Raw genomic sequence first — 25212 nt, 5'->3', positions numbered from 1 at the left:
AGGAGAAACGGAACATGGTGCTGATGATTGTCAGCGGTCGTTCAGGGTCGGGGAAATCCGTTGCCCTGCGCGCGCTGGAAGACATGGGTTTTTACTGCGTCGATAACCTGCCGGTCGTGTTATTGCCCGATCTGGCACGCACGTTAGCGGAGAGACAAACCTCCGCCGCCGTCAGTATCGACGTTCGTAACATGCCGGAATCGCCAGAGATCTTCGAACAGGCAATGAGTAACCTGCCTGACGCGTTCTCGCCTCAGCTGCTGTTCCTTGATGCCGACCGCAATACCCTGATCCGCCGCTACAGCGACACCCGTCGTCTGCACCCGCTTTCCAGCAAGAATCTTTCGCTGGAGAGCGCCATCGACGAAGAGAGCGATCTGCTTGAGCCGCTGCGCTCTCGTGCCGATCTGATTGTCGACACCTCAGAGATGTCCGTTCACGAGCTGGCGGAAATGCTGCGAACCCGGCTGCTGGGCAAACGCGAGCGCGAGCTGACGATGGTGTTCGAATCCTTCGGCTTTAAACACGGTATTCCGATTGATGCGGACTATGTTTTCGACGTGCGCTTCCTGCCGAACCCGCACTGGGATCCCAAACTGCGTCCAATGACCGGTCTGGATAAGCCCGTGGCGGCGTTCCTCGACCGACACACAGAAGTTCACAATTTTATCTACCAGACGCGAAGCTACCTTGAGCTATGGTTACCTATGCTGGAGACAAACAATCGTAGCTACCTGACGGTGGCGATTGGCTGTACCGGCGGTAAACATCGTTCGGTCTACATCGCCGAACAGCTGGCCGACTATTTCCGCTCGCGCGGTAAGAACGTTCAGTCCCGTCATCGCACGCTGGAAAAACGTAAAACATGACCGTAAAACAAACCGTTGAGATCACCAATAAGCTGGGCATGCATGCACGCCCGGCGATGAAGCTGTTTGAGCTGATGCAGGGTTTCGATGCAGAAGTGCTGCTGCGTAATGACGAAGGCACCGAAGCGGAAGCCAACAGCGTTATTGCGCTGCTGATGCTGGACTCCGCCAAAGGGCGTCAGATTGAGGTTGAAGCCACCGGTCCTCAGGAAGAGGAAGCTCTGGCAGCGGTAGTTGCGCTGTTTAACGCCGGGTTCGACGAAGATTAGGCCTGCTATTCTGGCGGGTGGCGCTGCGCTTACCCGCCCTACATTAACGCATTTCTCTCCATAAACCCTTCCCCACCCAGCTGGCGCATCTGGCGCATGATCCACGCCTGACGGCTTCGCACGTACCCTGACGGGGCGCTGGCCTTGAAGCGGACAGGATTAGGCAGAACAGCCGCGAGCAGCGCCGCCTCCGACATGCTCAGCCTGCTGGCAGGTTTATTAAAATAGCGTTGTGATGCAGCTTCGACACCAAATACCCCGTCGCCGAACTCGGCGATATTAAGGTAAACGGTCAGAATACGCTTTTTGCTCCAGACCGTTTCCATTCCCAGGGTCAGACCCGCTTCCAGCCCTTTTCGCACCCAGCTTCGCCCATCCCACAGGAACAGGTTTTTAGCCGTCTGCTGCGACAGCGTTGACGCACCGCGCACGCGGTTTTCGTGACGTTCGTTATGGGCCAGCGCCTTTTCAATCGCAGCCACATCGAACCCCCAGTGCTCCGGGAATTTTTGATCTTCCGCCGCGATAACCGCCAGCCCCATGAACGGAGAAATTTCATCCATGCTCACCCAGTCAGAATGGGCAACATAGCCGAAATCACCGGAGAACCACGCGCTAAGCTGGCGCTCAACCATGACCGCTGAAAACGGTACCGGCAAAATGCTGAACACGGCCAGCCCACCTCCCCAGAACACCGCCAGGACGAGTACGATGCGGAAAAGAAGGCGTTTCACCCATGCGCCTGCGGAAAACTGACGTCTCATTCCGTCAGCACCAGCACCCGGGCGACCAGCTTTTCAATGCCCACGGCGGCTTCCGCAATATTCTTCGCCAGCATATACGCGGGCGTGGTGACAACTTTGTTGTCCTCATCCACCACAATGTCATCGACCGGGCACGGAACGTGTTCGCCCCCCATATCCTCGACGACCTCTGCGGTATCAATATCGGTTCCGATCGTCAGCCGTAACGGAAAATCGAAAATATTTGGCAGCATGGCCGGTGCAATACAGATAAAGCCCAGCGGCTTGCCCGCGGCATGCATCGCCAGCGTCAGCGCTTTGAGATCAGGGTCCACCGTGCATGCGGCACCTTCGGCTGCAAAGGTGCTGAGATTTTTCGCGGCGCCGAAGCCGCCCGGCACAATGAGCGCATCCAGTTCAGCGGCATCTGCCTTCGCCAGCGGATGAATCTCTCCCCGGGCAATACGCGCGGCTTCAATCAGCACGTTACGCGTTTCGGCCATCGGCTCGCCGGTCAGATGGTTAATCACATCCGACTGATTTTTGTCGGGTGCAAAACAGATAACCTCTGCTCCCTGTTTCGTCAGGGCCAGCAGCGTGATTACGGCTTCATGTATTTCTGAACCATCAAAAACACCGCATCCGCTCAGGACAACACCAATTTTTTTCATCTTGACGATCCTTCTTTGCAACTCGCTGAAGCACATTAATAATTTTGATTAAAACGCTATGCTTCACACATTTCACTGATTCATGTAACAAACCATTTAAGATTTGCTATCTTATCTGCGTGCGGCCTAAATTTTTACGGCGGCGCCCATTAGAAAATTACTTTAAAAAACAGGCGCAGCCACGATTTCCCTGGTGTTGGCGCAGTATTCGCGCACCCCGGTCTAGCCGGGGTCATTTTTTTCTGGCATCCACCCAGGCTTTAAGCACCGCAACATCGTTCTGCCACTCTTGTTTCATCTCTTCAACCCAATCACCAACGTTATCTTCCCAAGCTGGTAAATCAGGCGACTGAATCTGTTGACCCAGCTGCTGCAGGTGGCGTAACCCGACCGAGCCGGCTGCGCCTTTGATTTTATGCCCTTCTTCCACGATGCCCTTCTGGTCACGCGCCGTCAGGTTTGACTCCAGCACGCTCAGATAACCCGGCATCATTTTCTCAAACACCGCCAGGCCGTCGGTAATCAGTTTCGGGCCGACCAGATCGATATACTGCTCCAGCATCGCGGTATCGAGTATCGTTTGGGCTTTTGCGCTATCAACAGACGTCATGGTGCTCTCCTCTTCATCGTGGGTATCCCAGAACTTCTTGATCATGGCGGTCAGAGCAGGCACCGCCAGAGGCTTGCTGAGTACATCGTCCATACCGGCGTCGAGGTACTCTTTTTTATCTTTCAGCACGTTCGCCGTCAGCGCCACCAGCGGCGGCAGTTCATCAGCCGCGTACTGACGCGTCAGTTCACGCGAGATATCCAGCCCGGTCATATCCGGCAACTGGATATCCAGCAGAACGAGGTCATATTCACCCGGTGTAAACATCTCCAGCGCGGCTTTACCGGTCATCGCGACATCCACGCTGTTGCCCAGTTTTTCCAGCACCGAGCGCGCTACAATCACGTTAAGCTCAATATCCTCAACAAGCAGGACGTGCAGCGCAGGCAGCGGCATATCGTCGTTTTCAAAGGTATCCTCTACCTCTTCCGCCACCGCCGGCGCATGCACCGTCAGCGTGAAGGTTGACCCTTTGCCCGCCTGGCTGGCAACGGTGATGTCACCCCCCATGCTCTTCGCCAGCCGCTTAGACACCGCCAGGCCGATTCCGGTACCAGTGGCCGGTTTTCCACCGTTGCTGTCCTTCACCTGGTAGTACATCGCGAAAATCTTGTCCTGCTCCTCCTGCGGAATACCAATCCCGGAGTCCTCCACCTCGAAGTGCAGCATGTCGCCGTCGTCATAGCGAATACGCACCGCCACCTGCCCCTTCTGGGTAAATTTCACCGCGTTGCTGATGAGGTTCCACAGGATCTGACGCAGCCGCGTGCCGTCGGTAATCACTTTATGCGGCAGCGGCAGGGTGGGCTCCATGACAAAATTCAGCCCCTTCTGCTGGGCCTGCAGACCAGACAAGTTTTCCAGATCGGCAAGGAAGCTGGTGAAATCAACCGGCTGGTTATCAAGCTGAACCTTTCGGCGCTCCATCTTATCCATGTCAATAATATCGTTGAAGATATTACCCAGCGTGACCGCCGAGACGTGAATCGTTTTGAGGTATTTTTCCTGCTCTGCGGTCAGGTCGGTATCCAGCAGAATGCGGCTCAGCCCCACAATGCCGTTAAGCGGCGTACGAAGCTCATGGCTGATGGTGGAGATGAAGGTGGTCTTGTCGCGGCTGGCGCGCTCCAGCGCATCCTGATAGCGCTTACGCTCGGTAATATCACGGCCGAAGCCCATCAGGCCGTGGCGCTTCCCGACGCGGTCATAGTACGGCACCTTACGGATCTCAAAGCAGGCTTTGCGCCCGTCCGGGTAATCCAGCCACTGTTCGTAGGTCAGCGAGACGTTATGGCGGAACACTTTTTCGTCCGTCTCCATGACCTTGGCGGCCGCCTCTTCGGAGTAAACGTCCTGCGGCTTGAGGTGAATCAGCTGCTTCTCGCTTTTCCCGGTCAGGAGCTCCATCGCCCGGTTACAGCCTGAAAATTCTTTATCTTCGTTACGGTAGAATACCAGATCCGGCGAAGCATCCAGGAACGAACGCAGGAAGGAGGATTGCTGCTCAAGCTGGATCTGCGTCACCTCGCGCTCTTTCATTTCGATTTTCAGCTGTTCCAGCGTGGCCTGACGCTCTGCCTCCGCCTTCACACGATCTGAAATTTCCTGATTCAACTGAGCAATGTTGTCTTTAAGCTGAACGTTGAGCTTCAGGTCGCGCTCGCGCATCTCCTCCAGCTTATCGACCAGTTTTGATAAGCGCTGACGGGACTCCTCAAGCTGTTCGACCACCACGGAAAGAAAATAGACCGCCCAGGGGGTAATGAGCAGGCCGAAGAAGATAGAGCGGATAACGTCGATACTCTCGACCTGACCATGCAGAACCATCGTAACGGCCATCTGCACGACAATCGCCAGAACGACCAGCGCCAGCGCCAGCAGCATGGAGAAACGCACCAGCCCAAGCTTCATCATCAGGTCGACGTAGTACTGGGCTAGCATTCGAATTTGCTTCATAGAGGATCCCTTCACGACTTTATCGCTCAATAATACTCAAATTCGAGGCGGGACGTTGAAGGTTGTGAGAAAAAGTGCGGGGTGAAACAGGAGATTAGCCTCGCCTCCGGTTCACCGGAAGCGAGGAGAGGTCAATCAGGAGCGTTTCAGCAGCAGCCAGAGGCTGATCAGGAAGAAGCTGGCGCTCGGCAGCAGCGCACCGATAATCGGCGGGATGCCATAAACCAGCGTCAGCGGACCGAAGATCTGATCGAGTACATAGAAGACAAAGCCGAAGCTAATACCGGTCACGACGCGCACGCCCATCGGCACGCTACGCAGCGGGCCGAAGATAAACGACAGCGCCATCAGCATCATCACCGCCACGGACATCGGCTGGAAGATTTTGCTCCACATGTTGAGCTGATAGCGTCCGGCATCCTGCCCGCTCGACTTCAGGTACTTCACATAGTTGTGCAAGCCGCTGATAGAGAGCGCGTCAGGATCCAGCGCAACAACCCCGAGCTTATCCGGCGTGAGGTTGGTCTTCCAGGTGCCGGTCACCGTCTGTGACCCGGTAATCTGTTTTGGATCGGTCAGGTCAGATTCATCAACCTGCGACAAACGCCACTGCTTATGTTCAGCGTCAAACTTCGCGGAAGAGGCGTGTCGGACAGACTCCAGACGGCGCTGGTCGTTGAACGCGTAGATGCTCACCCCGCCCAGTTCATCATTACCCTTTACCCGTTCGATGTAGACGAAGTTTTTCCCGTCTTTCGCCCATAAACCTTGCTGAGTCGAGAGCAGTGAACCACCGTACATTGCCTGAGCACGATAGTTACGCGCCATCTGCTCGCCCTGCGGTGCCACCCACTCGCCAATCGCCATGGTCAACAGCACCAGCGGGATTGCGGTTTTCATTACCGACAGCGCAACCTGCATACGGGTAAAGCCTGAGGCCTGCATCACCACCAGCTCGCTGCGCTGAGCCAGCATCCCCAGCCCCAGCAGCGCGCCCAGCAGAGCCGCCATCGGGAAGAAGATCTGCACATCTTTTGGCACGCTGAGCAGGGTGTACATCCCCGCCCCCATCGCGTCATAGCTGCCCTGTCCGGCTTTTTTCAGCTGATCGACAAATTTGATAATGCCGGAGAGCGACACCAGCATGAACAACGTCATCATGATGGTAGTGAAAATGGTTTTACCAATATAGCGATCAAGAACGCCAAACGCCTGCATTAGATGGCTCCTTTACGCGAGAATCGGGCACGTATGCGGCGCACAGGCACCGTATCCCACAGGTTTAATCCCAGCGCCAGTAAGATGTACAGGCTGTTAACGAACCACGTCCAGACCATCGGATCCAGTTTACCCTTCGCGCCGTTAGAGCGAATCGAGGTTTGCAGCAGGAAGTAGATCAGGTAAAGCAGCATCGCTGGCAGCATAGAGAGCACGCGGCCCTGGCGCGGGTTCACCACGCTCAGCGGCACGACAATCAGTGCCATCATAAACACGGTGAATACGAGCGTAATACGCCAGTGGAACTCAGCCCGCGCTCTGTCGGTATCGGTATTCCACAGCGTGCGCATATCCATTTGCTCGGTATCCGTCGGATCGAGCGCCACCGCCTGATGACCAATAATGGCCTGATAGTTCTGGAAATCCGTAATACGGAAGTCACGCAGCATCGCGGTGCCTTCGAAACGGGTGCCTTTATTCAGCGTGACGACCTGAGAACCGTCTTTGCGCTGAGAAAGCTGGCCAGAATCGGCAACCACCACGGACGGACGCGCGTTACCTTTAGGACGCAGCTGCGCCAGAAATACATCGTTGAATTTACTGCCGTCAACGCTCTCAATAAACAGCACAGAGTTTCCGTCAGTCGCCTGCTGGAACTGCCCCTGCGCGAGCGCCGCCATGCCGGGGTTTGCTTTCGCCTCGGCCAGCACTTCGTCCTGATGACGGGAAGACATAGGGCCCGCCCACATCACATTCACCGCCGCAACAATGCCCGTGAACAGCGCCAGTATCATCGCCGCTTTCACCAGTACGGCTTTACTCAGGCCGCAGGCATGCATCACCGTAATTTCACTCTCGGTGTACAGCTTACCGAGGGTCATCAGCAGGCCGAGGAATAGACTCAGCGGCAGAATAAGCTGCGCCATTTCCGGGATCCCCAGCCCAAGCAGGGAAAGCACCAGATTCGTTGGAATTTCGCCGTCAACGGCCGCACCGAGGATCTTAACCAGCTTCTGACAGAAAAAAATCAGCAGCAGGATGAAGAGGATCGCCAGTTGGCTTTTGAGCGTCTCCCGCACCAGATATCTTATGATTATCACTTTAAATACGCCCGTAAAAACCCGTCTCTTTGCTGGAAAATCGCTTGTTTCATGGCTTAAACGTCATTTATTCTCTTGAGTCGTCGAAATCGTCGCTAAGATTAAAACATCCGGCGGATTCACGCTTCAGGACTTTTTCTGACGTGTCGAAACCGTAGTAACGTAAGATTAACACGAAGTCACCACAACAGCGGACATGAGTTACGAAAGGTTTCAATTCTATCCGTAGCAGCCGCCGTTGTCTTTAAGATTCAGGAGCGTAGTGCATGGAGTTCAGTGTAAAAAGCGGTAGCCCGGAGAAACAGCGGAGTGCCTGCATCGTTGTGGGCGTCTTTGAACCGCGCCGACTCTCCCCGATCGCCGAGCAACTCGATAAAATCAGTGACGGCTATATCAGCGCCCTGCTGCGCCGTGGCGAACTGGAAGGCAAACCTGGGCAGACGCTGTTACTGCACCATGTTCCGAACGTCCTGTCAGAGCGTATTCTGCTGATTGGCTGCGGCAAAGAGCGCGAGCTGGATGAACGTCAGTATAAGCAGGTTATTCAGAAAACCATTAATACGCTGAATGACACCGGTTCAATGGAAGCCGTCTGCTTCCTGACCGAGCTGCACGTCAAAGGCCGTAACACCTACTGGAAAGTGCGTCAGGCCGTCGAAACGGCAAAAGAGAGCCTTTACAGCTTCGATCAGCTTAAGACCAACAAAAGCGAGCCGCGTCGCCCGCTGCGCAAAATGGTCTTTAACGTGCCAACCCGTCGCGAACTGACCAGCGGCGAGCGCGCCATCCAGCATGGTCTGGCGATTGCCGCCGGTATCAAAGCGGCAAAAGATCTCGGCAACATGCCGCCAAACATCTGTAACGCCGCCTACCTCGCCTCTCAGGCGCGCCAGCTGGCTGACTCCTACAGCAAAAACGTCATCACCCGCGTCATCGGCGAACAGCAGATGAAAGAGCTGGGGATGCACTCTTATCTGGCGGTGGGTAACGGCTCGCAGAACGAATCCCTGATGTCGGTCATCGAATACAAAGGCAATCCGTCTGAAGACGCGCGTCCGATCGTGCTCGTCGGTAAAGGGCTGACCTTTGACTCCGGCGGTATCTCCATCAAGCCTTCAGAAGGCATGGACGAGATGAAGTACGACATGTGCGGCGCGGCGGCGGTTTACGGCGTCATGCGCATGGTTGCGGAGCTTCAGCTGCCCATCAACGTAATCGGCGTGCTGGCAGGCTGCGAAAACATGCCTGGCGGTCGCGCGTATCGTCCGGGCGACGTCCTGACCACCATGTCCGGCCAGACCGTTGAAGTGCTGAATACCGACGCCGAAGGCCGTCTGGTACTCTGTGACGTGTTGACCTACGTTGAGCGCTTCGAGCCAGAAGCGGTTATCGACGTGGCCACCCTGACCGGTGCCTGCGTGATTGCCCTGGGCCATCACATCACCGGCCTGATGTCGAACCACAACCCGCTGGCGCACGAGCTTATCGGCGCGTCCGAGCAGGCCGGTGACCGCGCATGGCGTCTGCCGCTGGGTGACGAGTATCAGGAACAGCTGGAGTCTAACTTTGCGGACATGGCTAACATTGGTGGTCGTCCTGGCGGCGCAATTACCGCAGGCTGCTTCCTGGCGCGCTTCACCCGTAAATATAACTGGGCGCACCTGGATATCGCGGGGACCGCATGGCGCTCCGGTAAAGCCAAAGGCGCTACCGGACGTCCGGTGGCCCTGCTGTCGCAGTTCCTGCTTAATCGTGCGGGTTTTAACGGCGACGAGTGATGTAATGTGCCGGGTGGCGGCTTCGCCTTACCCGGCCTACACGCCACTCAACCGTAGGCCGGGTAAGCGAAGCGCCACCCGGCTTTGCATTTAAATCCACGACAAGAAGCCCCATATATGAAGAATGCAACGTTCTACCTTCTGGACAACGACACCCATCAGGATGGCCTCAGCGCCGTTGAACAGCTGGTGTGTGAAATTGCCGCAGAACGTTGGCGCGCAGGTAAACGCGTACTGATTGCCTGTGAAGATGAGCAGCAGGCGATTCGCCTGGATGAAGCGCTATGGGCGCGCCCGCCGGAAAGTTTTGTTCCGCATAACCTGTCGGGCGAAGGTCCACGCGGCGGGGCACCGGTCGAAATTGCCTGGCCGCAAAAGCGCAACAGCAGCGCGCGCGATATTCTCATTAGCCTGCGGACAGACTTTGCAGATTTTGCCACCGCTTTCACAGAAGTGGTAGACTTTGTCCCTTACGAAGAATCCTTGAAACAACTGGCGCGCGAACGCTATAAAGCGTACCGCCTGGCCGGTTTTAACCTGAATACGGCAACCTGGAAATAATGGAAAAGACATATAACCCACGCGATATCGAACAGCCGCTTTACGAGCACTGGGAACAGCAGGGCTATTTCAAGCCTAACGGCGACGAAAGCAAAGAGTCCTTCTGCATCATGATCCCGCCGCCGAACGTCACCGGCAGTTTGCATATGGGGCATGCTTTCCAGCAGACCATCATGGACACCATGATCCGCTACCAGCGCATGCAGGGCAAAAACACCCTGTGGCAGGCGGGGACTGACCACGCGGGTATCGCGACCCAAATGGTGGTTGAGCGTAAAATTGCCGCTGAAGAAGGTAAAACTCGTCACGACTACGGTCGCGATGCGTTCATCGACAAAATCTGGCAGTGGAAGGCAGAATCCGGCGGCACCATTACCCGTCAGATGCGCCGTCTCGGAAACTCCGTGGACTGGGAGCGCGAGCGCTTCACCATGGACGAAGGCCTGTCCAACGCCGTAAAAGAAGTGTTCGTCCGTCTGTACAAAGAAGACCTGATTTACCGCGGCAAACGCCTGGTAAACTGGGATCCGAAACTGCGCACCGCAATTTCTGACCTGGAAGTGGAAAACCGCGAGTCTAAAGGCTCCATGTGGCACATCCGCTATCCGCTGGCCGACGGCGCAAAAACCGCAGACGGTAAAGATTACCTGGTGGTGGCGACCACCCGTCCGGAAACCCTGCTGGGCGATACCGGCGTGGCCGTTAACCCGGAAGATCCGCGCTATAAAGATCTGATCGGCAAATTTGTGGTGCTGCCGCTGGTGAACCGCCGCATTCCGATTGTGGGCGACGAACACGCCGACATGGAAAAAGGCACCGGCTGCGTGAAAATCACCCCGGCGCACGACTTCAACGACTATGAAGTGGGTCGTCGTCACGCCCTGCCAATGATCAACATTCTGACCTTCGACGGCGATATCCGCGAAAGCGCAGAGGTGTACGACACCAAAGGCAACGAATCCGACGTTTACTCCAGCGAGATCCCGGCTGAGTTCCAGAAGCTGGAGCGCTTTGCCGCACGTAAAGCCATCGTAGCCGCCGTTGATGCGCTCGGCCTGCTGGAAGAGATTAAGCCTCACGATCTGACCGTGCCGTACGGCGACCGTGGCGGCGTGGTTATTGAGCCAATGCTGACCGACCAGTGGTACGTCCGTGCCGACGTGCTGGCAAAACCGGCTGTGGAAGCGGTTGAGAACGGCAGCATTCAGTTCGTGCCGAAGCAGTACGAAAACATGTACTTCTCCTGGATGCGCGACATTCAGGACTGGTGTATCTCCCGTCAGCTGTGGTGGGGTCACCGCATCCCGGCATGGTACGACAACGAAGGCAACGTCTACGTTGGCCGTAGCGAAGACGAAGTGCGTCAGGAAAATAACCTGAGCGCTGACGTGGCCCTGCGCCAGGATGAAGACGTTCTGGATACCTGGTTCTCCTCCGCGCTGTGGACCTTCTCTACCCTCGGCTGGCCGGAAAACACCGACGCGCTGCGTCAGTTCCACCCTACCAGCGTAATGGTGTCCGGCTTCGACATCATCTTCTTCTGGATTGCCCGCATGATCATGATGACCATGCACTTCATCAAAGATGAAGACGGCAAGCCGCAGGTTCCGTTCCATACCGTCTACATGACCGGCCTTATCCGCGACGACGAAGGGCAGAAGATGTCCAAGTCCAAGGGCAACGTGATTGACCCGCTGGACATGGTTGACGGGATCTCCCTGGAAGACCTGCTGGAAAAACGTACCGGCAACATGATGCAGCCGCAGCTGGCTGAGAAAATCCGCAAGCGTACCGAGAAGCAGTTCCCGAACGGGATCGAATCTCACGGTACCGACGCCCTGCGCTTCACCCTGGCGGCGCTGGCCTCTACCGGTCGCGACATCAACTGGGACATGAAGCGTCTGGAAGGTTATCGTAACTTCTGTAACAAGCTGTGGAACGCCAGCCGCTTCGTGCTGATGAACACCGAAGATCAGGATTGCGGCTTCAACGGCGGCGAGATGACCCTGTCTCTGGCGGACCGCTGGATCCTGGCGGAATTTAACCAGACGGTGAAAGCCTTCCGCGAGGCGCTGGACAGCTACCGCTTCGATATCGCAGCGGGCATTCTGTATGAATTCACCTGGAACCAGTTCTGTGACTGGTATCTGGAGCTGGCGAAGCCGGTCATGAACGGCGGTTCTGAAGCAGAGCTGCGCGGCACGCGCAACACGCTGATTACCGTCCTGGAAGGCCTGCTGCGCCTGGCGCATCCGGTTATTCCATTCATCACCGAGACCATCTGGCAGCGCGTGAAGGTCATTGCGGGCATCAACGCCGATACCATCATGCTGCAGCCATTCCCGGAATTCGATGCGGCTAAGGTTGATGAAGCCGCGTCTGCGGATACCGAGTGGCTGAAGCAGGCGATCGTTGCGGTACGTAACATCCGTGCCGAAATGAACATCGCCCCGGGTAAACCACTGGAGCTGCTGCTGCGCGGTTGCAGCGACGCTGCCGTTCGTCGCGTCACCGAGAACAACACCTTCCTGAAAACCATGGCGCGTCTGGAAAGCATCACCGTGCTGCCTGCCGATGACAAGGGTCCGGTTTCCGTGACTAAAATTATCGACGGTGCGGAGCTGCTGATCCCGATGGCGGGCCTGGTCGACAAAGACGCAGAGCTGGCGCGTCTGGCGAAAGAAGTGGCGAAAGTCGACGTGGAAATTGGCAAAATCGAAAGCAAGCTGGCGAACGAAGGCTTTGTTGCCCGCGCGCCGGAAGCGGTCATTGCCAAAGAGCGTGAGCGTCTGGTTGCCTTCGCCGATGCGAAGACCAAACTGATCGAGCAGCAGGCCGTTATCGCGGCCCTGTAATGCTTTTACCCCTTACGCTTCAGGGCGTAAGGGGTAACCTTCCTGAAAACTCCTCGCTTGCACTCCCTTTTCTGCGGTGCTATTAACAGCAACTGTGTGTCAATTTTTGTAATGAGTAATGCTATGAGCGTGATTACCCCCGTCGCGACGACGATGCGTCGGATCACTGAGCAGGACAATCCGGCTATCGCCGCCGTTATCCGCACCGTTTCTGCAGAGTTTGGGCTGACGGCGGATAAAGGTTATACCGTTGCCGACCCGAATCTTGACGAACTGTTTAAGCTGTACAGCCAGCCGGGCCACGCCTACTGGGTCATTGAGCAGGACGGCCAGGTTGTGGGCGGCGGCGGCGTTGCACCGCTGAGCTGCAGCGAGCCGGATATCTGTGAGCTGCAGAAAATGTATTTCCTGCCGTCGGTTCGTGGACAGGGTCTGGCGAAAAAGCTGGCGCTGGTCGCCCTGGAGCACGCGCGCAATCAGGGTTTTAAACGCTGTTACCTCGAAACCACCGCCTTCCTTAAAGAGGCCATTGGCCTGTATGAACATCTGGGCTTTGAGCATATCGATGCGCCGCTGGGCTGCACGGGCCACGTCGACTGCGAAGTCAGAATGCTGAAAAGTCTGTAAGTTTCGTTCCTGCCCCCTTCTGTTAAGCGGCTGTAAACTGAATGCTCTACACTCTCAGTTCACACCACAACGGGGGAAACACGATGTCGAAGATAAAAAGCTACGCCGCACCGCAGGCGGGTGCAGAACTTGAGCTGTACGAGTACGATGCGGGCGAACTAAAAGCAGAAGACGTCGAAGTACAGGTTGATTACTGCGGGGTCTGCCACTCAGATCTCTCGATGATCGACAACGAATGGGGCTTCTCCAGCTATCCGCTGGTTGCCGGGCACGAAGTGATTGGCCGCGTCGTCGCGCTCGGCAGCGCCGCGCAGGACAAAGGGCTGAAGGTTGGCCAGCGCGTGGGCATTGGCTGGACAGCACGCAGCTGCGGCCACTGCGACGCCTGTATCAGCGGCAACCAGATCAACTGCCTTGAAGGCGCAGTGCCCACCATCCTGAACAAGGGCGGTTTCGCCGATAAGCTGCGCGCCGACTGGCAATGGGTCATCCCGCTGCCGGACAGCATTGATATTGAATCTGCTGGTCCACTGCTGTGCGGCGGGATCACCGTCTTTAAACCGCTGCTGATGCACCACGTCACCGCCACCAGCCGCGTGGGCGTGATCGGTATCGGCGGTCTGGGCCATATCGCCATCAAGCTGCTGCACGCGATGGGCTGTGAAGTGACGGCGTTTAGCTCGAACCCGGCGAAGGAAAAAGAAGTGCTGGCAATGGGCGCGGACAAAGTCGTGAACAGCCGCGATCCGGACGCGCTGAACGCGCTGGCTGGGCAGTTTGACCTGATCATCAACACCGTGAACGTCGATCTCAACTGGCAGCCGTACTTTGAAGCGCTGGCCTACGGCGGTAACTTCCACACCGTGGGTGCGGTGATGAAGCCGCTGCCGGTTCCGGCCTTTACCCTGATCGGCGGGGATCGCAGCGTGTCAGGCTCCGCGACCGGTACGCCATACGAGCTGCGCAAGCTGATGAAGTTTGCCGGCCGCACCAAAGTGACGCCGACCACCGAGCTGTATCCAATGTCGAAAATTAACGAAGCCATCCAGCACGTGCGCGACGGCAAAGCCCGTTATCGCGTGGTGTTGAAAGCTGATTTCTGATGTGAGTTTGCCGGGTGGCGGCTTCGCCTGACCCGGCCTACTTTTGCTACTGCGCCAATGTATTAAACACTTCCGCCACCGCGACCGCCCCCGGGTCCATTACCCCATCCAGATTCTCTTTATTCACATACGATGAGCGCCCTGCTCCGGCTTTCGCCATTTTCGCCGTTGCCTCCGCTCCCTGCTGCGCAGCCTGCGCTGCCGCCTGAAGATCTTTTTTCTTCAAGGCTTCCAGCGCCGGTTGCAGCGCATCGATCAGCGTACGATCGCCGAGATCTGCCCCGCCATACTGCTTCATCTGCGCCAGTCCGCTCAGCAATGCTTCAGGTAGCGGCTGTCCATCGTGAAGCTTTTGCCCCGCCGCCGTGAAGAAGATCGACATGAGTACACCGCTCGATCCGCCCATCACCGTGGCCAGTCGTTCCCCCACCAGCAACAGCAGCTTAGGTACGTCATTCAGCGGGAGAGTGTTTTCTTCCAGGCGCTGCGCAATATCCCGTGCACCTTGCGCAAACGTAGAGCCGGTATCGCCATCGCCCACTTTGGCATCCAGCGCATTCAGGCGGTTTTCAAGCTGTATGAGCGTCTTCGTCACCTGTGAAACAGACTCCTTCACCTGCGGATTGTCGGACGCGTCATATTCCACGCTATCGTGAATAGCGCTTTGCGGAACGGTACGCAGAGGGGCAAACGCCACAGGCTTCTGCCAGCCCAGCGTCTCGACCTCGGCGTGAATCGCCTTTTCAAAGTAATCGTTGAGCTTTAGCAGCGTCAGAGAAAAGCCCTTCATATCCAGCGCGCTCACCAGCGGCGCAGGGCCAATCAGGTACGCAATATTCTCTTTCAGCGCTGAATGTGCCAGCTCTTTGGTGAGCAGAGCCATCTCCAGCGCGGACACGCCGCCGAGGTTGTTGATCAGCACCGCGAAACGTCCCTCGCCCGCCTGCGCTTTGAGCGGCGACACCAGCGTGTCGATAATCGCTTTACTGTTTTGCGTATCAACCACCGAGGCACCCGGCTCCCCGTGGATCCCCAGCCCCAGCTCGACATGGCCCTGCTTGATGCGCCCCTCTTCATCGTCGCTGCCCGGCAGGTTGCAGGTTTGCATCGCAACGCCCAGGCTCCAGAGGTTATCGCAGGCCTGCTGCGCAATATCCCGCACCTCGCTCAGCGATTTTCCTTGCTCCGCTGCATAGCCCGCAATCTTGTGCACCAGCGCCGTGCCGGCAATGCCGCGCGGCTGCTTGTTGTCGGGCAGCGCGATATCGTCCGCCACAATCACCATCTCGACCTTCAGGCCGTAGCGTTTGGCCTTTTCTGCCGCCAGGCCAAAGTTAAGCCGGTCACCGGTATAGTTTTTGACGATCAGCAGGCAGCCGCGATCGCCCGTCACCGCCACAATAGCGTTCAGCACCGCATCCACGCTCGGGGAGGCGAACAGATCGCCACACACTGCCGCCGTCAGCATGCCTTTACCGACAAATCCGGCGTGCGCCGGTTCGTGCCCGGAGCCACCGCCGGAGATCACCGCCACGCGGCTTTTATCCCAGTCGCCGCGGGCGACAACCCTGATAGCTGGATCGATATCAAGTTTGACGAGATTCGCATGTGGCGCAGAAAGCAGTATGCCTTCAATGGCGTCATTGACCAGCTGTTTGCGATCGTTAAAGAAGAATCTGGACATTGTTTTCCACTATTTTATGAACCGTATGCAAAAGCATAGTCCGCGCTGGACAATGCGCCGCAAAGTCAGCAATTTACTCAACCATTTTGCCGTCAGGTTGCCTATACTCCACCCAGGACTAAGAGAGGAAGCGCATCATGAGTACACCATTGTTAATTGCCCGGACGCTGGAAAAAGAGCTGTATCTACTGCCCGCGATGGCGAACCGCCACGGTCTGATTACCGGCGCCACCGGCACAGGGAAAACAGTCACTCTCCAGAAGCTGGCGGAGTCACTTTCAGAGATTGGCGTGCCGGTCTTTATGGCTGACGTGAAGGGCGATTTAACCGGTGTGGCTCAGGAAGGTACAGCGTCAGAAAAACTGCTCGAGCGTCTGAAAAATATCGGTATCACGGACTGGACGCCGCACGGCAATCCGGTGGTGGTCTGGGACATCTTCGGTGAGAAAGGCCACCCGGTACGCGCCACCGTTTCCGATCTCGGCCCGCTGCTGCTGGCCCGCCTGCTCAACCTCAACGACGTGCAGTCCGGGGTGCTGAACATCATCTTCCGTATCGCCGACGATCAGGGGTTGCTGCTGCTTGATTTCAAAGATCTGCGCGCCATTACCCAGTACATCGGCGATAACGCCAAATCCTTCCAGAACCAGTACGGCAATATCAGCAGCGCCTCTGTCGGTGCCATTCAGCGTGGGCTACTGACGCTGGAGCAGCAGGGCGCCGAACACTTCTTCGGCGAGCCGATGCTGGATATTAAAGACTGGATGCGCACCGACAGCAGCGGCAAGGGCATCATCAACATTCTGAGTTCAGAGAAGCTCTACCAGATGCCAAAGCTTTACGCTGCCAGCCTGCTGTGGATGCTCTCCGAACTGTACGAGCAGTTACCGGAAGCGGGCGATCTGGAAAAACCCAAACTGGTCTTCTTCTTTGACGAAGCACACCTGCTGTTTAACGACGCGCCGCAGGTACTGCTGGATAAAATTGAACAGGTTATCCGCCTGATCCGCTCCAAAGGGGTCGGCGTCTGGTTTGTGTCGCAAAACCCGTCGGATATTCCTGACAATGTGCTGGGCCAGCTTGGTAACCGCGTGCAGCACGCCCTGCGCGCCTTTACGCCGAAGGATCAGAAAGCGGTGAAAGCCGCCGCGCAAACCATGCGTGCCAATCCGGCCTTTGATACCGAAGCCGCGATTCAGGCGCTGGGCACCGGTGAAGCGCTGATTTCGTTCCTGGATGCCAAGGGCAGCCCGTCCGTGGTGGAACGCGCAATGGTGATCGCGCCCTGCTCGCGCATGGGGCCGGTTACCGACGATGAACGTAACAGCCTGATTAATCACTCCCCGGTGTACGGCAAGTATGAAGACGAGGTGGATCGGGAGTCTGCGTTCGAGATGCTGCAAAAAGGGGTACAGGCAACCACCGAATCGCAGGATGCTCCACCCGCTAAGGGCCAGTCAGTCGCAGTGGATGACGGCATTCTCGGCGGGCTAAAAGACATTTTGTTTGGCACAACCGGACCGCGCGGCGGCAAGCGCGACGGCGTGGTACAGACCATGGCGAAAAGCGCCGCGCGGCAGGTTACTAATCAGATTGTGCGCGGCATGCTGGGGAGTCTGCTAGGCGGCCGCCGTCGGTAGACGGGGAACCCACGGACGGCCCAGCGCCGAACCCTGTACGCCGTTTTCCTGAAGATAGCGGTCGATTTCCACCATCCCCGTCCACCGGTTCTCGCACCAGAGCGGTGCCAGAAGCGTTGGACGGCGGGCGCTGGCGGAGATGCGGTGGTAGACAATCTCCGGCGGCGTGTGGCGAATCATCTCTCCCGCCGTCACTGTATAGTCGTCGAGCTCGATACTGCTTAACCGCCCGGCTTCCCAGGCTTTCGCCATTATGCTTCCCTTCACGATATGCAGCGGGTGCAGCTTAATGCCGTCTACGCCGGTTTCCACGACTTTTTCCAGCGTCTCCAGGCCATGCTGCTGCCCTTCTCCGGGCAAGCCGACAATCAAATGCGAACAGACTTTCAGGCCACGCTCGCGGGCGAGACGCGTGGTGCGCTGGTAGCAGGCGAAATCATGCCCACGATTGATACGGTGCAGGGTTTTATCGTGCGCGGTCTGCAGGCCCAGCTCCAGCCAGATCTCATAGCCCTTCTCTCTGTACTCGCTAAGTAAATCCAGCACCGCCTCCGGTACGCAGTCCGGGCGCGTACCCACGCACAGCCCGACAATGTTCGCCTGAGCGACCGCCTGCTGATACATCGAGCGTAATACCTGAACCTCCGCCCACGTACTGGTGTAGGCCTGGAAATAGGCCAGATACTGCTTCGCGCGGTTCACCAGGCTGGCCTGATGGGCGAGCTGTTCCGCGATGGATTTATGCTGCTGGGCTTCGTCAGCAAACGACGCAACGTTACAGAAGGTGCAGCCGCCGCGCCCGATGGTGCCGTCGCGGTTCGGGCAGCTAAAGCCGCCGTGCAGCGTCAGCTTATGCACCTTTTGACCGTACCGCTGCAAAAGATCCCCACCAAACATATTGACTAATTTCTGTAACTGCATAATCTGATAGACCGTCCCGAAGAAAGGGGACAAGCCTGCCATTTTTAGCCTCTGTCGGCGATGACCTGGATCAATCGCCCTGGACGGCTTTTATCCATTCGAATAAATAATCAGGATTACCGAGATTTCATTCATCCGCCACGTAATTACTTTTCCTTATGTTCTGATGGTTTTTTTCATTTATAGCGCCAGGACTGAAAAACAGTGATTTTATGCGGGTTAGAACACTGCACCAGATTATTATTCTGCCATAAATCCGCATTTCAGCACGCTGCATCAATAATACCGCTTTCATATAGTGAGTCAGATCACACTCCCCTGCACCTTCCTGGCGCTTTCAGTGGTTGTAAAATTAGTCAATTAACCAATAAAAACAAAATGATAATTACGCTTTAGCACATTTTTGTATAAATAAGATTGCCATTTGACCTGTGTACCAATTCCCGATAAGTTGGAAATCCGCTGGAAGCTTTCTGGATGAGCGGCCTGCTCATCATATTTATGCAGTAATTGAGATTCCCTCTGAAGCAAGTCCTCAAACTTGTTTACCTGCGCGAAAGGATGAAAAAGAGGGCGAATGCGAGGTCCGCGTATGAAACGCTAACCCCGTCGCCATGCTCTTTCTGCGCCTGTGCGCCACGGTAAAGTTCAGTGGGAAGCCCGACGAGCCTGGGGAGGTTCACTGATATGTTGTACGATAAATCCCTTGAGAAGGATAACTGTGGTTTCGGCCTGATCGCCCACATAGAAGGCGAACCTAGCCACAAGGTAGTGCGTACCGCTATTCACGCACTGGCCCGTATGCAGCACCGTGGCGCCATCCTGGCCGATGGTAAAACCGGCGACGGTTGCGGCCTGCTGCTGCAAAAACCGGATCGTTTCTTCCGCATCGTGGCGGAAGAGCGCGGCTGGCGTTTAGCCAAAAACTACGCTGTCGGCATGCTGTTCCTGAATCAGGATCCTGAAAAGGCTGCCGCCTCACGCCGCATCGTTGAAGAAGAACTTCAGCGCGAAACCCTGTCGATTGTCGGCTGGCGCGATGTGCCAACCAACGAAGGGGTACTCGGTGAAATCGCCCTCTCCTCGCTGCCTCGTATTGAGCAGATATTCGTTAACGCGCCTGCGGGCTGGCGTCCGCGCGATATGGAACGCCGTCTGTTTATCGCCCGTCGCCGCATTGAAAAACGTCTCCAGGACGATAAAGAGTTCTACGTCTGTAGCCTCTCTAACCTGGTGAACATCTATAAAGGTCTGTGTATGCCGGCTGACCTGCCGCGCTTCTACCTGGACCTGGCGGACCTGCGTCTGGAATCGGCCATTTGCCTGTTCCACCAGCGCTTCTCCACCAACACCGTACCGCGCTGGCCGCTGGCGCAGCCGTTCCGCTACCTGGCGCACAACGGCGAGATCAACACCATCACCGGCAACCGCCAGTGGGCGCGTGCTCGTACCTATAAGTTCCAGACCCCGCTAATCCCTGACCTGCACGATGCCGCGCCGTTCGTGAACGAAACCGGCTCTGACTCCAGCTCCATGGATAACATGCTGGAACTGCTGCTGGCAGGCGGGATGGATATCGTGCGCGCCATGCGTCTGCTCGTGCCACCGGCCTGGCAGAACAACCCGGATATGGATCCGGAGCTGCGCGCGTTCTTCGACTTTAACTCCATGCACATGGAGCCGTGGGACGGTCCGGCAGGTATCGTGATGTCCGACGGTCGCTTCGCTGCGTGTAACCTGGACCGTAACGGTCTGCGTCCGGCGCGCTACGTCATCACCAAAGACAAGCTCATCACCTGCGCCTCTGAAGTGGGGATCTGGGATTACCAGCCTGACGAAGTGGTCGAGAAAGGCCGCATCGGTCCGGGCGAGCTGATGGTTATCGATACCCGCGGCGGTCGTATTCTGCACTCTGCGGAAACCGATAACGATCTGAAAAGCCGCCATCCGTATAAAGAGTGGATGGCGAAAAACGTCCGTCGCCTGGTGCCGTTCGAAGATCTGTCTGACGACGAAGTGGGCAGCCGCGAGATGGACGACGATACCCTCGCAAGCTTCCAGAAGCAGTTTAACTACAGCGCGGAAGAGCTGGATTCGGTTATTCGCGTGCTCGGCGAAAACGGCCAGGAAGCGGTCGGCTCGATGGGTGACGATACCCCGTTCGCCGTGCTCTCCAGCCAGCCGCGCATTATTTACGACTATTTCCGTCAGCAGTTTGCGCAGGTGACCAACCCGCCAATCGATCCGCTGCGTGAAGCCCACGTGATGTCGCTGGCCACCAGCATCGGTCGCGAGATGAACGTCTTCTGCGAAGCCGAAGGCCAGGCGCACCGTCTGACCTTTAAATCGCCGATCCTGCTGTACTCTGATTTTAAACAGCTCACCACCATGACCGAGGAGCACTACCGCGCCGACACGCTCGATATCACCTTCGACGTGACCGAAACGAGCCTCGAAGAGACGGTGAATGCGCTGTGCGACAAAGCCGAGCAGATGGTGCGTAACGGCACCGTTCTGCTGGTGCTGTCTGACCGTAACATTGCGAAAAACCGTCTGCCGGTGCCTGCGCCAATGGCGGTGGGGGCTATCCAGACGCGTCTGGTCGACAAGAGCCTGCGCTGCGATGCCAACATCATTGTGGAAACCGCCAGCGCCCGCGATCCGCACCACTTTGCCGTGCTGTTAGGCTTTGGTGCGACGGCGATCTACCCGTACCTGGCCTACGAAACGCTGGCCCGCCTGGTAGACACCCGCGCCATCGACAAAGATTACCGCACGGTGATGCTGAACTACCGTAACGGCATCAACAAAGGCCTGTACAAGATCATGTCCAAAATGGGCATCTCGACCATTGCCTCTTACCGCTGCTCGAAGCTGTTTGAAGCGGTCGGCCTGCACGACGACGTCGCCAACCTCTGCTTCCAGGGCGTGGTCAGCCGTATCGGCGGGGCAGGTTTTGCTGACTTCCAGCAGGATCTGGTGAACCTGTCGAAGCGCGCCTGGCTGGCACGTAAGCCGCTGGAACAGGGTGGCCTGCTGAAATACGTTCACGGCGGCGAATATCACGCCTACAACCCGGACGTGGTGCGCACGCTGCAACAGGCGGTACAGAGCGGCGAATACAGCGATTATCAGCAGTATGCCGAGCTGGTGAACAACCGTCCGGCAGCGACGCTGCGCGACCTTATTGCCCTCAATCCGGGCGATGAAGCGGTCAGCGTTGACGAAGTTGAGCCAGCGTCCGAGCTGTTCAAACGCTTCGATACCGCGGCGATGTCCATCGGCGCGCTGAGCCCGGAAGCGCATGAAGCGCTGGCGGAAGCCATGAACAGCATCGGCGGCAACTCCAACTCCGGCGAGGGCGGTGAAGATCCGGCCCGTTACGGCACCAACAAAGTGTCGCGCATCAAGCAGGTGGCGTCTGGCCGCTTTGGCGTAACCCCTGCCTACCTGGTTAACGCCGACGTGATCCAGATTAAGGTCGCTCAGGGTGCAAAACCGGGCGAAGGCGGTCAGTTGCCGGGTGATAAAGTCACCCCGTACATCGCCAAACTGCGCTACTCGGTGCCGGGCGTGACGCTGATTTCCCCGCCGCCGCACCACGATATCTACTCTATCGAGGATCTGGCGCAGCTCATTTTCGACCTGAAGCAGGTCAACCCGAAAGCGATGATCTCCGTGAAGCTGGTTTCCGAGCCGGGCGTCGGCACCATCGCCACCGGCGTGGCGAAAGCCTATGCGGATCTGATCACCATTGCCGGCTACGACGGCGGTACCGGCGCAAGCCCGCTCTCCTCCGTGAAATACGCGGGCTGCCCGTGGGAGCTTGGCCTGGTGGAAACCCAGCAGGCGCTGGTGGCTAACGGTCTGCGTCACAAGATCCGTTTGCAGGTAGACGGAGGTCTGAAAACCGGCCTCGACATCATCAAAGCGGCGATTCTGGGTGCGGAAAGCTTCGGCTTCGGTACCGGCCCGATGGTTGCGCTCGGCTGTAAATACCTGCGTATTTGCCACCTGAACAACTGCGCAACCGGCGTTGCAACCCAGGACGAGAAGCTGCGTAAGAATCACTATCACGGCCTGCCGTTCAAAGTGACCAACTACTTTGACTTCATCGCCCGTGAAACCCGCGAGCTGATGGCGCAGCTGGGCGTGAAGCGTCTGGTGGATCTGATTGGCCGTACCGACCTGCTGAAAGAGCTGGAAGGCTTCACCGCCAAGCAGCAGAAGCTGGAGCTCTCTAAGCTGCTGGAAACGGCTGAGCCGCATCCTGGCAAAGCGGTTTACTGCACCGAGAACAACCCGCCGTTCGACAACGGCGTGCTGAACGCGCAGCTGCTGCAACAGGCGAAGCCGTACGTGGACGAGAAGCAGAGCAAAACGTTCTGGTTTGATATCCGCAACACCGACCGTTCTGTCGGCGCGTCCCTCTCCGGCTACATCGCGCAAACGCACGGTGACCAGGGGCTGGCGTCGGATCCGATTACCGCGCACTTCAGCGGTACCGCGGGCCAGAGCTTCGGCGTGTGGAACGCCGGTGGCGTTGAGTTATACCTGACCGGCGATGCCAACGACTACGTCGGCAAAGGCATGGCGGGCGGTCTGCTGGCGGTGCGTCCTCCGGTCGGTTCAGCCTTCCGCAGCCATGAAGCCAGCATCATCGGCAACACCTGTCTGTACGGTGCGACCGGCGGTCGTCTGTTTGCCGCGGGCCGTGCGGGCGAACGTTTTGCGGTGCGTAACTCCGGTGCCATCACCGTGGTGGAAGGCATCGGCGATAACGGCTGCGAATACATGACGGGCGGAATAGTGTGCGTCCTGGGTAAAACCGGCGTGAACTTTGGCGCCGGCATGACGGGCGGTTTTGCCTACGTGCTGGATGAAGACGGTGAGTTCCGCAAGCGCGTGAACCCGGAACTGGTGGAAGTGCTGGACGTTGATTCACTGGCCATTCATGAAGAACACCTGCGCGGTTTGATTACCGAACACGTGCAGCATACCGGTTCTTCGCGCGGCGAAGAGATCCTGGCGAACTGGCCAGCGTTCTCTGCGAAATTCGCGCTGGTTAAGCCGAAGTCCAGCGATGTTAAAGCCCTGTTGGGTCACCGTAGTCGTAGCGCAGCAGAGCTGCGCGTGCAGGCGCAGTAAGGAATTCAGATGAGCCAGAACGTATACCAGTTTATCGACCTGCAGCGTGTTGATCCGCCAAAGAAACCGCTGAAGATCCGTAAAATTGAATTTGTTGAAATCTATGAGCCGTTTTCAGAAGGCCAGGCCAAAGCACAGGCAGACCGCTGCCTGTCCTGCGGTAACCCTTACTGCGAATGGAAATGTCCGGTCCATAACTACATTCCGAACTGGCTGAAGCTGGCCAACGAAGGGCGTATTTTTGAAGCCGCCGAGCTGTCTCACCAGACCAACACCCTGCCGGAAGTGTGCGGCCGCGTGTGTCCTCAGGATCGCCTGTGCGAAGGCTCCTGTACGCTGAACGACGAGTTTGGCGCGGTGACCATCGGCAACATCGAACGCTATATCAACGATAAAGCGTTCGAGATGGGCTGGCGTCCGGATATGACCGGCGTGAAGCAAACCGACAAGCGCGTGGCGATCGTCGGCGCGGGTCCGGCAGGCCTCGCCTGTGCCGACGTGCTGACACGCAACGGCGTGAAGGCGGTGGTTTTTGACCGTCACCCGGAAATCGGCGGTCTGCTGACCTTCGGTATCCCGGCCTTCAAGCTGGAAAAAGAGGTGATGACCCGCCGCCGTGAAATCTTCATCGGCATGGGCATTGAGTTCAAACTCAACACCGAAGTGGGCCGCGACGTGCAGCTCGACGATCTGCTGAAGGATTACGACGCCGTGTTCCTGGGCGTGGGTACCTATCAGTCCATGCGCGGTGGTCTGGAGAACGAAGATGCGCCAGGCGTGTACGACGCGCTGCCGTTCCTGATTGCTAACACCAAACAGCTGATGGGCTACGGCGAAACTGCCGACGAGCCGTTTGTCAGCATGGAAGGTAAACGCGTTGTCGTGCTGGGCGGTGGTGATACCGCGATGGACTGCGTGCGTACGTCCATTCGTCAGAATGCGGCGCACGTCATCTGTGCTTACCGTCGTGACGAAGAGAACATGCCGGGCTCTAAGCGCGAAGTGAAAAACGCGCGTGAAGAGGGCGTGGAGTTCCAGTTCAACATCCAGCCTCTGGGCATTGAAGTGAACGCCAACGGTAAGGTAAGCGGCGTGAAGATGGCGCGCACGGAGATGGGGGCGCCGGATGCGAAAGGCCGTCGTCGCGCGGAGATCGTGGCAGGCTCTGAGCACGTGATCCCGGCCGACGCCGTGGTGATGGCGTTTGGTTTCCGCCCTCACAGCATGGAGTGGCTGGCGAAGCACAGCGTAGAGCTGGACTCACAGGGCCGCGTGATTGCGCCGGAAGGCAGCGACAACGCCTTCCAGACCAGCAACCCGAAAATCTTCGCCGGTGGTGATATCGTTCGCGGTTCCGACCTGGTGGTTACCGCGATTGCCGAAGGACGTAAAGCGGCTGACGGGATCATGAACTTCCTGGAAGTGTAAGCCCCTCTGACTCCCCGGCAGAAGCATAAAG

At 57.3% G+C, this 25212-nt stretch carries 18 protein-coding genes; 10 read left to right on the top strand and 8 right to left on the bottom strand.

All coding sequences use genetic code 11. The annotated features are described in order from the left end of the window. Positions 1-14: 14 nt before the first annotated feature. Both rapZ and npr read left to right on the top strand, forming a co-directional pair. Positions 15-869 (top strand): RNase adapter RapZ, encoded by an 855-nt coding sequence (gene rapZ / locus IM299_RS05120; RefSeq protein ID WP_014885397.1) that lies wholly within the window; start codon positions 15-17, stop codon positions 867-869. Beyond that, positions 866-1138: a PTS phosphocarrier protein NPr gene (gene npr / locus IM299_RS05115; RefSeq protein WP_025756690.1), complete on the top strand. Its 273-nt coding sequence runs from the start codon at positions 866-868 to the stop codon at positions 1136-1138. The genes rapZ and npr overlap by 4 nt, the downstream gene beginning before the upstream one ends. Before the next feature lie 38 nt (positions 1139-1176). Here the strand turns inward: npr and mtgA are convergent, their stop codons facing one another. The 6 genes from mtgA to IM299_RS23085 form a co-directional block, all read right to left on the bottom strand. Continuing rightward, the gene (gene mtgA / locus IM299_RS05110) at positions 1177-1902 is read right to left on the bottom strand and encodes a monofunctional biosynthetic peptidoglycan transglycosylase (RefSeq protein WP_028014572.1); all 726 of its coding nucleotides are present in this window, start codon (positions 1900-1902) and stop codon (positions 1177-1179) included. Then, on the bottom strand, positions 1899-2552 hold the full coding sequence (elbB, locus tag IM299_RS05105; protein ID WP_047364720.1) for an isoprenoid biosynthesis glyoxalase ElbB: 654 nt from the start codon (positions 2550-2552) through the stop codon (positions 1899-1901). Before elbB ends, mtgA begins: the two co-directional genes overlap by 4 nt. Before the next feature lie 232 nt (positions 2553-2784). Beyond that, positions 2785-5118, bottom strand: coding sequence for an aerobic respiration two-component sensor histidine kinase ArcB (arcB, locus tag IM299_RS05100; RefSeq protein WP_193357120.1), 2334 nt, complete (start codon positions 5116-5118; stop codon positions 2785-2787). A gap of 135 nt (positions 5119-5253) precedes the next feature. Further along, the gene (gene lptG / locus IM299_RS05095) at positions 5254-6336 is read right to left on the bottom strand and encodes an LPS export ABC transporter permease LptG (RefSeq protein ID WP_028014575.1); all 1083 of its coding nucleotides are present in this window, start codon (positions 6334-6336) and stop codon (positions 5254-5256) included. Beyond that, positions 6336-7436, bottom strand: coding sequence for an LPS export ABC transporter permease LptF (gene lptF, locus IM299_RS05090; protein ID WP_028014576.1), 1101 nt, complete (start codon positions 7434-7436; stop codon positions 6336-6338). The genes lptG and lptF overlap by 1 nt, the downstream gene beginning before the upstream one ends. A gap of 63 nt (positions 7437-7499) precedes the next feature. Beyond that, a complete protein-coding gene (locus IM299_RS23085) occupies positions 7500-7559 on the bottom strand; it encodes a hypothetical protein (protein WP_213743486.1) in 60 nt (19 codons plus the stop codon). 143 nt (positions 7560-7702) lie between these two features. Between IM299_RS23085 and pepA the strand changes: the two genes are divergently transcribed. From pepA to IM299_RS05065, 5 genes are all read left to right on the top strand, one after another. Then, positions 7703-9214 carry a leucyl aminopeptidase gene (pepA, locus tag IM299_RS05085; RefSeq protein WP_028014577.1) on the top strand — a complete coding sequence of 504 codons (1512 nt, stop codon included), beginning with the start codon at positions 7703-7705 and terminating at the stop codon, positions 9212-9214. Between the two features lie 117 nt (positions 9215-9331). Next, on the top strand, positions 9332-9775 hold the full coding sequence (holC, locus tag IM299_RS05080; protein WP_003861884.1) for a DNA polymerase III subunit chi: 444 nt from the start codon (positions 9332-9334) through the stop codon (positions 9773-9775). Next, the gene (locus IM299_RS05075) at positions 9775-12630 is read left to right on the top strand and encodes a valine--tRNA ligase (protein ID WP_045630735.1); all 2856 of its coding nucleotides are present in this window, start codon (positions 9775-9777) and stop codon (positions 12628-12630) included. The genes holC and IM299_RS05075 overlap by 1 nt, the downstream gene beginning before the upstream one ends. Before the next feature lie 123 nt (positions 12631-12753). Then, entirely contained in the window at positions 12754-13257 is a 504-nt protein-coding gene (locus IM299_RS05070) for a GNAT family N-acetyltransferase (RefSeq protein WP_028014579.1), read from the top strand. Between the two features lie 83 nt (positions 13258-13340). Further along, entirely contained in the window at positions 13341-14360 is a 1020-nt protein-coding gene (locus IM299_RS05065; RefSeq protein ID WP_028014580.1) for an NAD(P)-dependent alcohol dehydrogenase, read from the top strand. A gap of 46 nt (positions 14361-14406) precedes the next feature. On the opposite strand, the gene IM299_RS05060 is transcribed toward IM299_RS05065, so the two are convergent. Beyond that, positions 14407-16044: a dihydroxyacetone kinase subunit DhaK gene (locus IM299_RS05060; protein WP_041907860.1), complete on the bottom strand. Its 1638-nt coding sequence runs from the start codon at positions 16042-16044 to the stop codon at positions 14407-14409. A 137-nt stretch (positions 16045-16181) separates the two neighbouring features. Here IM299_RS05060 and IM299_RS05055 point away from each other — a divergent pair, with 137 nt between their 5' ends. After that, the gene (locus IM299_RS05055; RefSeq protein WP_041907858.1) at positions 16182-17684 is read left to right on the top strand and encodes a helicase HerA-like C-terminal domain-containing protein; all 1503 of its coding nucleotides are present in this window, start codon (positions 16182-16184) and stop codon (positions 17682-17684) included. Here the strand turns inward: IM299_RS05055 and IM299_RS05050 are convergent. Continuing rightward, a complete protein-coding gene (locus IM299_RS05050; protein WP_127336335.1) occupies positions 17664-18605 on the bottom strand; it encodes a TIGR01212 family radical SAM protein in 942 nt (313 codons plus the stop codon). The two genes, IM299_RS05055 and IM299_RS05050, sit on opposite strands and share 21 nt — an antisense overlap. Positions 18606-19292: 687 nt before the next feature. Here IM299_RS05050 and gltB point away from each other — a divergent pair. Together gltB and gltD are read left to right on the top strand one after the other, a co-directional pair. After that, positions 19293-23753: a glutamate synthase large subunit gene (gene gltB, locus IM299_RS05045; RefSeq protein WP_193357119.1), complete on the top strand. Its 4461-nt coding sequence runs from the start codon at positions 19293-19295 to the stop codon at positions 23751-23753. Positions 23754-23762: 9 nt separating this feature from the next. After that, on the top strand, positions 23763-25181 hold the full coding sequence (gene gltD, locus IM299_RS05040) for a glutamate synthase subunit GltD (RefSeq protein WP_193357118.1): 1419 nt from the start codon (positions 23763-23765) through the stop codon (positions 25179-25181). The last annotated feature ends 31 nt before the right edge of the window (positions 25182-25212 follow it).

Source organism: Enterobacter cloacae complex sp. P47BA (assembly GCF_014930485.1).
Taxonomy (GTDB): domain Bacteria; phylum Pseudomonadota; class Gammaproteobacteria; order Enterobacterales; family Enterobacteriaceae; genus Enterobacter; species Enterobacter bugandensis.
Note: the sequence above shows the minus strand (reverse complement) of the source record. Positions and strands in the feature narration are given on the sequence as shown.

Coding starts and splice junctions, on each gene's coding strand:
- IM299_RS05060 (WP_041907860.1), bottom strand. CDS start 16,044: ATGTCCAGATTCTTCTTTAACGATCGCAAACAGCTGGTCAATGACGCC.
- pepA (WP_028014577.1), top strand. CDS start 7,703: ATGGAGTTCAGTGTAAAAAGCGGTAGCCCGGAGAAACAGCGGAGTGCC.
- arcB (WP_193357120.1), bottom strand. CDS start 5,118: ATGAAGCAAATTCGAATGCTAGCCCAGTACTACGTCGACCTGATGATG.
- mtgA (WP_028014572.1), bottom strand. CDS start 1,902: ATGAGACGTCAGTTTTCCGCAGGCGCATGGGTGAAACGCCTTCTTTTC.
- IM299_RS05055 (WP_041907858.1), top strand. CDS start 16,182: ATGAGTACACCATTGTTAATTGCCCGGACGCTGGAAAAAGAGCTGTAT.
- holC (WP_003861884.1), top strand. CDS start 9,332: ATGAAGAATGCAACGTTCTACCTTCTGGACAACGACACCCATCAGGAT.
- IM299_RS05065 (WP_028014580.1), top strand. CDS start 13,341: ATGTCGAAGATAAAAAGCTACGCCGCACCGCAGGCGGGTGCAGAACTT.
- IM299_RS05050 (WP_127336335.1), bottom strand. CDS start 18,605: ATGCAGTTACAGAAATTAGTCAATATGTTTGGTGGGGATCTTTTGCAG.
- IM299_RS05070 (WP_028014579.1), top strand. CDS start 12,754: ATGAGCGTGATTACCCCCGTCGCGACGACGATGCGTCGGATCACTGAG.
- gltD (WP_193357118.1), top strand. CDS start 23,763: ATGAGCCAGAACGTATACCAGTTTATCGACCTGCAGCGTGTTGATCCG.
- lptG (WP_028014575.1), bottom strand. CDS start 6,336: ATGCAGGCGTTTGGCGTTCTTGATCGCTATATTGGTAAAACCATTTTC.
- IM299_RS05075 (WP_045630735.1), top strand. CDS start 9,775: ATGGAAAAGACATATAACCCACGCGATATCGAACAGCCGCTTTACGAG.
- rapZ (WP_014885397.1), top strand. CDS start 15: ATGGTGCTGATGATTGTCAGCGGTCGTTCAGGGTCGGGGAAATCCGTT.
- npr (WP_025756690.1), top strand. CDS start 866: ATGACCGTAAAACAAACCGTTGAGATCACCAATAAGCTGGGCATGCAT.
- gltB (WP_193357119.1), top strand. CDS start 19,293: ATGTTGTACGATAAATCCCTTGAGAAGGATAACTGTGGTTTCGGCCTG.
- elbB (WP_047364720.1), bottom strand. CDS start 2,552: ATGAAAAAAATTGGTGTTGTCCTGAGCGGATGCGGTGTTTTTGATGGT.